At 51.3% G+C, this 12,168-nt stretch carries 9 protein-coding genes and 1 tRNA gene; 6 read left to right on the top strand and 4 right to left on the bottom strand.

What is annotated here, in order from left to right; translation table 11 throughout:
* Positions 1-119 precede the first annotated feature (119 nt).
* The 5 genes from R6H26_RS02770 to R6H26_RS02790 all read left to right on the top strand — a co-directional run bounded on the left by R6H26_RS02770 (position 120) and on the right by R6H26_RS02790 (position 8,552).
* Entirely contained in the window at positions 120-491 is a 372-nt protein-coding gene (locus R6H26_RS02770; RefSeq protein ID WP_404788125.1) for a response regulator transcription factor, read from the top strand.
* Between the two features lie 51 nt (positions 492-542).
* Complete coding sequence (locus R6H26_RS02775; RefSeq protein WP_404788127.1) at positions 543-2,486, top strand: ATP-binding protein; 1,944 nt, start codon at positions 543-545, stop codon at positions 2,484-2,486.
* A gap of 156 nt (positions 2,487-2,642) precedes the next feature.
* Positions 2,643-5,330, top strand: a complete 2,688-nt coding sequence (locus tag R6H26_RS02780; protein ID WP_404788129.1) for an MGH1-like glycoside hydrolase domain-containing protein — start codon at positions 2,643-2,645, stop codon at positions 5,328-5,330.
* Between the two features lie 169 nt (positions 5,331-5,499).
* The gene (locus R6H26_RS02785; RefSeq protein ID WP_404788131.1) at positions 5,500-6,798 is read left to right on the top strand and encodes an NF041680 family putative transposase; all 1,299 of its coding nucleotides are present in this window, start codon (positions 5,500-5,502) and stop codon (positions 6,796-6,798) included.
* Positions 6,799-6,965: 167 nt separating this feature from the next.
* Positions 6,966-8,552, top strand: coding sequence for an IS5 family transposase (locus R6H26_RS02790; RefSeq protein WP_404783413.1), 1,587 nt, complete (start codon positions 6,966-6,968; stop codon positions 8,550-8,552).
* 209 nt (positions 8,553-8,761) lie between these two features.
* Here the strand turns inward: R6H26_RS02790 and R6H26_RS02795 are convergent.
* The 4 genes from R6H26_RS02795 to R6H26_RS02810 all read right to left on the bottom strand — a co-directional run bounded on the left by R6H26_RS02795 (position 8,762) and on the right by R6H26_RS02810 (position 11,398).
* Positions 8,762-8,835 (bottom strand) — tRNA-Pro (locus R6H26_RS02795).
* A gap of 86 nt (positions 8,836-8,921) precedes the next feature.
* The gene (locus tag R6H26_RS02800) at positions 8,922-9,410 is read right to left on the bottom strand and encodes a GNAT family N-acetyltransferase (RefSeq protein ID WP_404791186.1); all 489 of its coding nucleotides are present in this window, start codon (positions 9,408-9,410) and stop codon (positions 8,922-8,924) included.
* Between the two features lie 231 nt (positions 9,411-9,641).
* Complete coding sequence (locus R6H26_RS02805; protein WP_404788133.1) at positions 9,642-10,739, bottom strand: RtcB family protein; 1,098 nt, start codon at positions 10,737-10,739, stop codon at positions 9,642-9,644.
* Between the two features lie 254 nt (positions 10,740-10,993).
* Positions 10,994-11,398, bottom strand: coding sequence for an alr0857 family protein (locus R6H26_RS02810; protein ID WP_404788134.1), 405 nt, complete (start codon positions 11,396-11,398; stop codon positions 10,994-10,996).
* Between the two features lie 380 nt (positions 11,399-11,778).
* Between R6H26_RS02810 and R6H26_RS02815 the strand changes: the two genes are divergently transcribed.
* The gene (locus tag R6H26_RS02815) at positions 11,779-12,129 is read left to right on the top strand and encodes a hypothetical protein (RefSeq protein WP_404788136.1); all 351 of its coding nucleotides are present in this window, start codon (positions 11,779-11,781) and stop codon (positions 12,127-12,129) included.
* The last annotated feature ends 39 nt before the right edge of the window (positions 12,130-12,168 follow it).

The following is a 12,168-nucleotide window of genomic DNA, read 5'->3' on the forward strand; positions in this document are numbered from 1 at the left end:
TCAGCACCTCTTATGTCAGGTTAAGGAAGTGTTCAGGGCAACCTCAGAGCGCTGACTTACGCTATGTCTAGTCAAGAATTATCGTGTTAAAAATTTCAAACGAGCGCAAATGAGACCCCATGACAGCCCATATACTTTTAATTGAGCCCGAATCCAAGCTGGCAAAGTTCATCGCGTTAGAGCTAAAACAGGCAGGCTACCAAGTGACCGAATGGCTGAGCGAGTTTCCAGACTTAACGCGGTTGTCGCTGAAACCCTTCTCCTTAGCAATCTTTGACTTACAACGCCTAAAATTCTCAGGGCTAGAAACCCAGCGTCAGGTTCAGGCGATCGCCCAGCGAATGCCCGTCATTTGGCTGAGCGCAATGGATCGAGATGAAGTCTGCCAAAGCTTCAATCAATTTGACAGTGAAATCAAAGACCATTTATTGTTCAAGCCATTCTCAATCGAAGAATTGCTCCTAAGGATTTACACCCGACTCAATCGTTAATAATTTCATCTTCACTACGTTCTTTTGCGATTCCAATCATAAAATAACTCCATGACTGCCCCTCTTGCGCTCCTGCTTCTGGAAGATAACGAGGCTGATGCTTGTTTCATCATGGAGATGCTGCAAAAAGCAGACGACCCATTGTGGCAAATAACCTGCGCCCAAAGACTCAGCACAGCGCTAAAACTCTTGAGTCAGACTCAGTTTGATGTGGCACTGCTAGACCTATCTCTTCCTGATTCTCAGGGATTAGATACGCTTGTTCGGGTGCGGGAAGCTGCTCCAAATTTGCCCATTATTGTTCTCACTGGCATGGAGGATCGGCAGGTTTCGCTCCAGGCATTAAGTCAAGGTGCCCAGGACTGTCTTGTTAAAGGCGAAATAACGGCGGGCATCTTGACGCGGGTGATTCGCTATGCCATCGAGCGGGGACGCATTTTACAGCAGCTTCAGGCAGAAGTAGCAGAACGCCAGCGCTCCGAGCAAACCCTGCGCCTTATTGTGGAGGGCACCGCCTCCGTGACTGGAGAGGAATTTTTTCGCTCCCTGGTGCGATCGCTCTCGACAGCGCTGAACGTCCGCTATGCTTTGGTGAGCGGATGCATCGACGCTCCCCCCACCCGTGTCTGTACCTATGCGTTTTGGCAGGGCAATGAGTTTGGCGAAAATACAGAGTATGACCTCTACGGCACCCCCTGCGAGCAGGTTTTTAGCGGTCAAGGCTGTCAGTACTTTCCCGAAGGCGTCCAGGCTTTGTTTCCTTTGGAAAAAGAGCTGGTTGAAATGGAAGCAGAAAGTTATGCTGGCATCCCACTGCTGAGTTCGGGAGGCGATCTGCTGGGGCACCTGGCCGTATTAGACGACAAAGTGTTTGGTGACGAACCGCGACACACGGCCATCCTAGAGATTTTTGCGGCACGGGCGGCAGCGGAGATTGAGCGCCAGCAGGCGGAAGAAGCCCTGCGGATTTCTCAGGAGAAGTTCTCTAAAGCCTTTAGTTCATCACCCAGCGCCATTACCATCAGCACGCTCAAAGAGGGCCGCTATATTGAGGTGAACGAGAGCTGTCTGCAAATGTTGGGCTACAGTCATGCTGAAATGCTGGGGTCTAGCGCGGTTGAGCTTAAAATTTGGGTCGATCCTGAAGCGCGGGAAGCAATGAAGCGCAGTATTCAGGAGGATGGAAGGGTTGCCAATTTAGAAATTGAATTTCGCAAAAAGTCAGGGGAAGTGTTTTTGGGGCTAATGTCGGCAGAGGTCATTCAGCTAGAAGATGAACCTTGCCTGCTAGCGGTCACAACCGATATCACCCTGCTCAAGGAGGCCACCAAAGCCCTAGAGCGTCTGGCAGAAATTGGCGAACTCGCTTCGATGATTGTCCATGAAATCCGCAATCCGCTCACCACTTTACTATTGGGACTCAATGCTTTCAAGCGACTTGAGCTACCCGCACAATACCAAACCTATCGATCGCTTGCCTTAGATGAGGGCGAACGACTTCAGCGACTTCTGAATCAAATTTTGCTGTACGCGAAGCCCCAGAATTTAGCACAGTCGAAATTAGAGTTGAATCATTTTGTGACTGAGATGCTGGGTACTCTCCGTGAAATGCCAGCGGCGGCTGGGAAACATCTTAGATTTACGGGAACTCCCTCACCTATTCAGATTCTGGCGGATCCAGACAAGCTCAAGCAGGTGGTCATTAATTTGGTTACAAATGCCTTTGAAGCGGTGGAGGAAGCAGACGAGATTAATATTTCCCTTCACACGGAAGAGGCCCATCGAGTCTGTCTCCAAGTACAGAATGGCGGTGCGCCGATTCCGGCAGATGTATTGCCTAAGCTCACTAAACCTTTTGTCACGACAAAATCGAGCGGGACTGGGTTGGGATTGGCGATCGTAAAGCGGATTGTGGAAGCCCACGGCGGGGAATTAAGGATTGAATCTTCAGCGGCGGTGGGGACAACCGTCACCGTACAGTTGCCAGCAAGATGAGACAAGTATGAGTCTTGGCTGAGCCAAAATTTAGCGGTATTTATCCAGCTCTAATTTTTGCCTCAGAATGACTACAGGAAAGTAATCGATACTTCCAATCGTACGTTCATTTAACTCAGCTTTGCACCGATAGGCAACCCAAGAGAGCAACCCATCATGAAACCTAAAACGGCTGAAGCATTAAGGTTAGAAGAATCGCACACCCAGACGATGCCCTGGAAGAAATGGGGTCCCTACCTGAGCGATCGCCAATGGGGCACTGTCCGCGAAGACTATAGCCCCTCCGGCAGCGCTTGGGACTTCTTACCCCACGATCGCGCGCGTTCCTGTGCTTACCGTTGGGGGGAAGATGGCATCGCTGGAATTTCTGACGATCGGCAACTGCTATGTTTTGCGATCGCCCTTTGGAATGGCGAAGACCCGATTTTGAAAGAACGACTCTTTGGGTTAACGGGTAATGAAGGCAATCACGGCGAAGATGTAAAAGAATACTACTTTTACCTCGACAGCACCCCAACTCACTCTTACCTAAAAGCACTCTATAAATATCCCCATCAAGCCTATCCCTACGACCAGCTCGTCGCAGAAAATCAGCGCCGCAGTCGGCAAGACCCTGAATTTGAGCTACTTGACACTGGGATTTTTAATGAAAATCGCTACTTTGACGTGTTGGTTGAATACGCGAAGCATTCGCCAGAAGACATCCTGATTCAAATTACGGTGACGAATCGAGGGCCAGAAGCAAAAACGCTGCACTTGTTACCCACCCTCTGGTTTCGCAACACTTGGTCTTGGGACAAAAATACCGAAAAACCCAGCCTGAAGTTATGCCAATCCGATACTGAGGCAGCCATCATCGAAGCTTCGCATCCCAGCTTGGGGCAGCGTTGGCTGTATTGCCAAGGGAATAGCGATCGCCTTCCAGTCCATTTCACTGAAAATGAAACCAATCAACACCGCCTGTTTGGGATTGAGAACCCTACCCCCTACGTCAAAGACGGGATTAACGATGCTGTCGTGAAGGGGCAGCTCGATCGCGTCAATCCTAAGCAAGTGGGAACAAAATGCTCCGCCGATTACGTATTGAACCTAGCGCCCCATGAAACCCGAACCATCCGCCTCAGACTCAGCAACCAATCAGACCTAGCGCCAGCTTTTGGCAGCGAATTTGAGGGCACTTGGCAAACGCGCGTTCGAGAAGCGAACGAATTTTATCAACAGCTCGCCCCTTTTGCCATGAGCGACGATCTGCGAAACATTCAGCGCCAAGCCTTTGCCGGAATGCTCTGGAGCAAACAGTATTACGCCTACAGCATTGAAAATTGGTTAGAAGGCGATCCCGCCGTTCCGCCACCGCCACCAGAACGCAAACGCGGGCGAAATGCCCAGTGGGTTCACTTCGATGCCGCTGAAATTCTTTCTATGCCGGACAAGTGGGAATACCCCTGGTTTGCGGCTTGGGATCTCGCCTTTCATACGATTCCCCTAGCCTTGTTGGATCCAGGCTTTGCCAAAGCGCAACTGGATGCGATCACGCGGGAATGGTACATGCATCCCAACGGTCAGCTCCCAGCCTACGAATGGGCCTTCGGGGACGTGAATCCGCCCGTCCATGCCTGGGCCACTTGGCGAGTCTACAAGATCGAGCAGAAGATGAATGGAAAAGGCGATCGCCAGTTCCTAGAGCGCGTCTTTCAAAAATTGCTGCTGAACTTTACCTGGTGGGTGAACCGCAAAGATATTCACGGTAACAATGTCTTTGAAGGCGGCTTTTTGGGTTTAGATAACATTGGCGTCTTCGATCGCAGCGCTCCTCTACCGACAGGTGGACACCTAGAGCAGTCCGATGGCACGAGTTGGATGGCGATGTATGCCCTCAATATGCTGACGATTGCTCTAGAGCTAGCCCTCGAAAATCCCGTATACGAAGATATTGCCACCAAATTCTTCGAACACTTTATCTATATTTCGGCAGCAATGAGTCGGATTGGGATGGATCGAGACGAACTTTGGGATGAAGAAGATGGTTTTTTCTACGATGTGCTGGAGCTGCCCAACGGTCAATCCCAACGCCTCAAGGTTCGCTCTATGGTGGGATTGATTCCATTATTTGCAGTCACAAGCATTGAACCTGAGCTGTTGAATCGTCTCCCTGCCTTTAAGGAACGACTGGAGTGGTTTATTCAAAATCGACCGAATCTGGTCCATAGTATCGCCTGCATGGAAACGCCGGGAATTGGCGCAAGACGGCTGTTGGCGATCGCCTCCCAAACCAAACTCCGACGCATTCTGCAAAAAATGTTGGATGAAACCGAATTCTTGAGTCCCTACGGCATCCGTGCCCTATCCAAACTCCACGACGAGTACCCGTATGTTTTCGACGTGAATGGCACTCAATTTCGAGTGAATTACGAGCCTGCCGAGTCGAGCAGCGGCTTGTTTGGCGGCAATTCCAATTGGCGCGGCCCAGTGTGGTTTCCGGTCAATTTCTTGCTCATCGAGTCACTGCAAAAATTTCACCACTATTTGGGAGATGAGTTCAAAGTGGAATGCCCAACTGGATCGGGGCAAATGATGACGCTTTGGGAAGTGGCATCCGAACTCTCTCAACGCCTCATTCAAATTTTCGCAAAGGATTCGATGGGCCAAAGGCCGCTGTACGGAGGAACCCATCTCTTCCAACACGATCCGCACTGGCAGAATTTGATTTTGTTCTACGAATACTTCCACGGCGATAACGGTGCGGGCATTGGAGCGAGCCATCAAACCGGATGGACGGGGTTGGTCGCTAAGCTGATTCAGCAGTTTGGCGAATATGAAGAACAGCAGAAAGCCCGTGATTGAAGAAAAAAGCTGATTAATTAGGGCTTGCTGAAAAAGTATAGAACGTAGGGATTACAGTTCATCTGTCCGAATTGGACTTTAGACTAAACAGGAAGGAAAAGCGGTCAGCCGAAGAAGACTGACCACTCGATGATAGAAGCTGAAAGTTGGAAAACATATCGGCTTCATCATGACCAGTTTGCAGAATCTTGAGATATTTCGCCATCGCACCTATCTGTTATTGGGAAACGGGAGGGATGCGCTGTTCGATTTGATGGACGCAGTGTTGACAACCCGGAGCGTTGCATCCTTCGTAGAGCTGTCATTAAGTCCCGTCTTTCGTCGAGAATGGCCGAGCATCTATGAAGCGCTCCAAGATGGTCGGCCCTCGCGTCAAGCCTTGATGAAAGAATGTGTGCGGCACATCCCTACATCAGAAGTGGTGGTTCTGGCAGGAGACCATACGGCGTGGTCACGGCCCTATGCAAAAACGCTCCAAGACCGTACCTATGAACACCAACCATCGGTGCTGTCTGGAGGCAAACCCGTTGCCGTCGGTCAGGGGTATAGCACGATCGCCTGGATACCCCAGGAGCAAGGCAGTTGGGCTTTACCCCTGCGCCATGAACGGATCACCAGCTTTGATACCCCCCTTGGCAAAGCCGCAACTCAGTTACGCCAAGTCTGCGCTCAAATTCCAGGACATGTCCTGTTCTTAGGAGATGGAGAGTATGGGTGTGCCCCCTTTCTCAAACAGACCGCAGACATCCCCTGCGACAAGCTGCTGAGGTTACGACCGAATCGAGTGCTCTATCATGCCCCACAGCCCTATCAGGGGAAGGGCAGACCCCATCGACATGGCCCAAAATTTAGCCTCCAAGCGCCCGATACTTGGACAGTCGCTCAAGAAGAGATGACGACCCACGACCCCAAATTGGGACGAGTGAAAGTGCGTCGATGGGAAGCACTTCATTTAAGACAAGCTGCCGACGCTCCCTTTGACCTGATTCTGGTTCAACGACTTGATGCCCCTGACTCAAAACCGTTGTGGCTGATTTGGATGGGACAACAGAAGGCTGTGCTGGGTCAAATCTGGCAAAAGTACCTGCGTCGCTTTGCCATTGAGCATTGGTATCGATTTGTTCGACAACGGTTCCATTGGACGGTGCCTCAACTGTCTACCCCAAAACAGATGGAAACTTGGTCTGACCTAATGCCGTTGCTCACTTGGCAATTATGGCTCGCTCGTGAGGTCGTGGAAGATTCCCCTTTGCCCTGGCACAAACCCATGACCAAATTGACCCCAGGACGCATTGCAAATTCATTTGCTTCACTTTTAGCTAGGATTGGCTCTCCTGCCTCTGACCCGAAACCTCGTGGAAAGTCTCTTGGTTGGCCTACAGGTAAACCTAGGAGCCGTCGTCCTTTCTGTCCAACGGTCAAAAAAAGGTTTGCCAAGCCCAAGGAAACGGCTGATACAGCAGCCTAAACCTTAAACTTCTTCCCTTTGATTCTCGGTCTCGAATGCTGAATGCTTTCGAGTTACTTTCTCGTGAACGTACTTCCTGTTTAGTCTAAACTCCAATCCGAACAAGGGGGTTGAAAAGTGCAAGAAAAAAGGCGAAAAATAGTCAAACCCCTTGCACTTGAGTCGGCATGTATCGGACTTCACCCCCAGGCCAACTGTCCTTTGAGAACTTCTACCTGCCCTTCGGCGGCAAATTGTCCCGTGACAATCGCTGGGTAAAGCTGGCTAAACTCATCCCGTGGGAAACAGTAGAAGCGAGTTATGCCGACCAGTTTAGTGCCACGATGGGCGCACCAGCCAAACCGTTTCGAGTCGCATTGGGAACCCTCATCATCAAAGAGAAGCTCGGCACCAGCGATGAAGAGACCGTGGAGCAGATCCGCGAGAACCCATACTTGCAGTACTTCTTGGGATTTAGCGAGTATCGGGATGAAGCGCCATTTGACTCATCCCTGTTGGTTCACTTTCGCAAACGCCTGAGTCTGGAGCTAGTGGGTCAGGTCAACGAAGCCGTCGTGCAGAAGATGCAAGGAGTGGCAGAAGCTACTGAATCACAGATGGCGGTATCGAGTGAAGCAGCATCTGAATCAGACCGTGATGACGATGAGCCACCCTCCCCCAATCAAGGGCAGCTCATCTTAGATGCGACCTGTGCCCCTGCGGATATTCGCTACCCGAGCGACTTGAGCTTATTGAATGAGGCTAGAGAGCAGAGCGAAGCCATCCTAGATGCCCTCTACGTCCAAGTGAGCGACCAATTTAAGACCAAGCCTCGCACCTACCGAAAGCTCGCGCGCAAAGCGTATCTATCCATCTCGAAGCAACGAAAACCCAGCCGTCAACTCAGGAGAAAAGGGATTCGTCAGCAACTCAACTATCTGGGTCGCAATCTCAAGCATATTGATATCCTCATAACAGCTGGGGCATCCTTGGCACAACTGAGTCGGCGTCAGTATCGCCTGCTGTTGGTCATCACTGAAGTCGTCAGGCAACAACGAGCCATGTTTGACGCCAACATCCGTCGCATCGATGACCGGATTGTGAGCATCGCCCAGCCCCATGTGAGGCCCATTGTGCGTGGCAAAGCAGGCGTGCCCGTGGAGTTTGGTGCAAAGCTATCGGTCAGTTGTATCAACGGCTGTGTGTTTCTAGACCGGCTCAGTTGGGACAATTTCAATGAGTCGACCCATCTCCAAGACCAGGTGGAAGCTTATCGGGCTCGGTTTGGCTGCTATCCCGAGTCGGTTCATGCCGACCAGATTTATCGCACTCGCGCCAATCGCAGTTGGTGTAAGGCGCGTGGTATCCGATTGAGTGGCCCGCCTTTGGGCAGGCCGAAGCAAGACCCATCGGTGCAGGCTCAACTCAAGCGACAGGCGCGTCAAGATGAGAAAGTCCGGGTCTGGATTGAAGGTAAGTTTGGTCAGGCCAAGCGACGCTTTTCTCTGGCACGGGTGATGGCGAAATTGGCCCACACGGCTCAAAGTGCCATTGCGATTACGTTTCTCGTGCTCAATTTGGAGCGTTGGCTCGCTGGGCTCTTAGCCTTGCTTTTTTGGCTTTTCGATCTGTGTCTGCAAGTCCTTCATGGCGGGATGGAGCGTGACGAAGCCGCTCAGCTGACGATGGGAGAATCGATGTCCTTTGTGTCCATTACTGAGCATTCATATCCAGCTATGTCTGAATTGGCGATCGCGTTGCCAATCTCAGTCTGAAATGACTTTTTCAGCAAGCCCTAATTACTTGGCTGCTCAGCTTACACCAACCTCGCAGCAGCTTTTGGACAGAATCGACAAACTCGGCAGAACTATCCGCACCTTGACCCAACTAGAGCGTAAAAATCAGAGCGGCGAAAACCGTCGAAAGCTTTGATTTAGCTAGAAAAAGCCGCCCAGGACAGGCTTAAAGGAAGCTCTAATTTAAATCGGGATGACAGGATTCGAACCTGCGACATCCTGCTCCCAAAGCAGGCGCGCTACCAAGCTGCGCTACATCCCGTTGCTTTCAGTACCGAACGCTTATCTACTATAGCCCACCCAGGAACCCTAGGCTAGCGTTTTCTCTAGAACGGATTCCAAACCCCTTCAGTAGCGAGAATTCGGGTACCAAAACATGCCCTTGATGCCCTCTGGATCCGGCTTAAAGCCTAAGCCTCGATAAAAATTCACCACCTGCGGGTCGGCAAAAAGGGTAATGTTGCTAATATCCTCGCGGCGCAGCTCTCGCACGATATTTTTCATGAGCGCCTTCCCCAAGCCTCGGTTCTGGAAATCAGGATGAATCACCACATCCCAGATGGTGGCGTTAAAGGCATGGTCGGAGGTTGCACGGGAAAAACCCACCATTCGGCGATAGTTGCCGCGCACTTCCCACATGGTCACCACTAAAAAGCTGTGCTCGATCGCCTTTTTGACCTTGCGCAAGGGACGTCGAGACCACCCCACCGCATCGCATAACTCTTCGAGTTCGTAAAGATCGATATTGCGGTCTTTGCGGAACGTAATTCGAGACTCAATGCCGGGCTTTGCTCTGGGGTTGGCGGCTTCCCCAATCACTTGAGCGGATACTCCCATTGCGGGGTCTGCCGTGGCGATCGCCGCGCCACCGTTGCTATTAAACAGATTTTTCCAAAAACCCATGCCGCTGCTGCTGCCTACACGATGAAACGCATACTTAGGCTAGTATAATTCAGCTCTAATTCCCGTGTCGCCCTAGCTCGAGAGGAAACTTGCCGTCCACCAACGGGAAGAGAGGCAGCCTCTGCAATTGCTTGACTGCCGCTCTCTAGGTTTTTTTAGGTCTCTTTATCCTTTTACGCAAACCAACTGCCTCAGGGTCGCCACAATTTCCACCAAGTCAGCCTGGTTTTGCATCACGGTTTCAATGGGCTTATAGGCTGCCGGAATTTCATCAATCACGCCAGCATCCTTGCGGCACTCAATCCCATCGGTTTGGCGTATGACGTCATCCACATCAAACTGCCGCTTGGCCGCGCTGCGAGACATCAAGCGCCCCGCGCCGTGGCTGCAAGAACAGTAGCTTTCCGCATTTCCCTTGCCCTTGACAATGTAGGACTTTGCCCCCATCGAACCTGGGATAATGCCGTAGTCTTCCGTCCGCGCCCGCACCGCACCCTTTCGGGTAACGTAAACCTCTCGGTCGTAGTGCATCTCTTTTTCGGCGTAGTTGTGGTGGCAGTTCACCACCAACAGCGGCTTTGTGGGCTTACCGCCCGCCACATGCTTTTCCACAATTTGCTTAAACCGATCCATCATCACTTGACGGTTGAACCGAGCGTAGTCTTGCGCCCATTGCAAATCGCGCCAGTAGTCTGCAAACTCAGACGTTCCTGCTACAAAGTAGGCTAGGTCGGGATCGGGAAGTTGGGTGCGGGCCAACCGCGCCAGCTCGCGGGCCGTCTTAATGTGGTTTTGGGCGAGCATATTGCCAATATTGCGAGAGCCAGAGTGCAGCATCAGCCAAACTTGGTTTTGCGTATCCACGCACAGCTCGATAAAGTGATTGCCACCCCCCAGAGAACCCATTTGCTTGAGCGCTTTGGTCTCTAAATGCTGCACGCCCCTATGGAGCTCCTTAAAGTGGTTCCAACCTTGCCAGTTATAAACCGCCTTTTCCACCTCTTTATTGTCGTTAAAGCCCACTGGAATCATGGCTTCAATGTCCTGACGGATTTTTTTGAGTCTTCCGTCCAGTTGGTCTGCCCCAAACGGCATCTGCATGGCACCCATCCCGCAGCCGACATCCACCCCAACCGCTGCAGGGATAATAGCATCGTGCGTCGCCAGCACCGAACCCACCAAGGCACCTTTGCCCAAGTGAACGTCTGGCATCAGCGCTACATGCTTGTAGACAAAGGGCAGCGAGGCCACGTTACGAGCCATTTTAGTTTCTTCATTCCCTAACGGGTGATTGGCCCAAGATAAAACAGGTTTGGGCGTCGATAACGATAACTGTTCGTAAGGCATACAAATTCAACCGCACATTTTTCAATTTCAGTTGCGTTCAATCTGCTTTTGCAGTTTTGATGACAAGGCAAAATAACTCGCGGCCAGCGCAAACGAGGGATTGCCATTTTAGACAAACCAAACCCACCTTCAGTCGCAGGTGCTATGGATTCAAAACGCTTCGGACTTTTCTAAGAGCAGCAGGACGCATCCTGATGGCTAGCCTGCCAAATGTTCACCAAATATCCTTCTAAGACCGGGTCTGCGTTCATAAAGAAAATCCCTTCTCCCGGATTCTTTTGCTGAGCCAGCCAGTACCCTTGCAGCCGCATTTCTACCTGAGCGGCCCCTTTCTGGATTAACTCTAGTACGTTGGTGGGGGTTTGGGCGGACTCTTGGTGCGCAGCTACCGCCCCCATCAGTCCCTTCAGTGCGGGTAAAGAATCGTCTACCAGTAGCGATACCGACGTGGGTTCTAACCCCACGGGTTCGCCGATCCGAAGTCCTAGCAGTACGCGTCGGCGAATGGTCGCCTCAAAGGATTCAACTGAGCGCTCTAATGTGACGCCCGTCGAGGTATACGTAAGTTTCAGCATAAAAAATCCTGGAAAATTTCATTTTTCTTCTCTGCGTTCAAAAACAATTGGGACAGGCGGTCAGAACAGAACTGCCCCCGACAAACTTAAAGCTTTGTCAGGGAAACCACTCTTGAATCGATCGATTCATAAAAACCATGCGGCTCACCGCCTTAAAGGTTTAATAGCATTCCTATTATCAAATGAATATACGTCTAAAGCCGCAGTAAAAACCGTCAGCTCGCACGACGAGCTGTTTGTCGCGCGGGAGAGAGCGTTGGCTTGGCCTAGAAATGCCACGACTAATCCATTGACTGCGCTGTACTTTTGACTGCGCGAAAGTTATTCCAATATACTACAATCGTAGTACAATCTGTCAAGAGAATACAGGAGATCGCGCAGTGGTCAATGTTCGTCAGGTACCCACTACAGAGATGCAGGTTACGAGCATTCGCCTCGAGCAGGAGTTGAAAGATTGCCTCAAAGAGCTTGCGGGGCATCAAGGGTATCAGGCGCTGATTCGAGAAATCCTTTGGGAATACGTTCAACAGCGACAGCAGGTTCCGCCGCGCTCCTTGGCCGCATCTCAAATTCGGGCTACTTTGACGGCGATCGCCCAGACCACCGAGTATTGCGCCTTGAGCGGTCAAATCATTCATCCCCACGAACCCATGCTCCTGGGCCTGACCTCTGAAGGCCGACTCGTCCCTTTATCCCAAAGCTTCGAGCGAGAACCCGCCAGCATTAAATAATTTTGAGATAACTGCTAGATCGATTGTCTATCCCTTTGT

The organism is Altericista sp. CCNU0014 (assembly GCF_044923475.1).
GTDB lineage: Bacteria > Cyanobacteriota > Cyanobacteriia > Thermosynechococcales > Thermosynechococcaceae > JAAURS01.

Coding starts and splice junctions, on each gene's coding strand:
- R6H26_RS02780 (WP_404788129.1), top strand. CDS start 2,643: ATGAAACCTAAAACGGCTGAAGCATTAAGGTTAGAAGAATCGCACACC.
- R6H26_RS02800 (WP_404791186.1), bottom strand. CDS start 9,410: ATGGGAGTATCCGCTCAAGTGATTGGGGAAGCCGCCAACCCCAGAGCA.
- R6H26_RS02810 (WP_404788134.1), bottom strand. CDS start 11,398: ATGCTGAAACTTACGTATACCTCGACGGGCGTCACATTAGAGCGCTCA.
- R6H26_RS02770 (WP_404788125.1), top strand. CDS start 120: ATGACAGCCCATATACTTTTAATTGAGCCCGAATCCAAGCTGGCAAAG.
- R6H26_RS02790 (WP_404783413.1), top strand. CDS start 6,966: ATGTATCGGACTTCACCCCCAGGCCAACTGTCCTTTGAGAACTTCTAC.
- R6H26_RS02775 (WP_404788127.1), top strand. CDS start 543: ATGACTGCCCCTCTTGCGCTCCTGCTTCTGGAAGATAACGAGGCTGAT.
- R6H26_RS02785 (WP_404788131.1), top strand. CDS start 5,500: ATGACCAGTTTGCAGAATCTTGAGATATTTCGCCATCGCACCTATCTG.
- R6H26_RS02805 (WP_404788133.1), bottom strand. CDS start 10,739: ATGGCTCGTAACGTGGCCTCGCTGCCCTTTGTCTACAAGCATGTAGCG.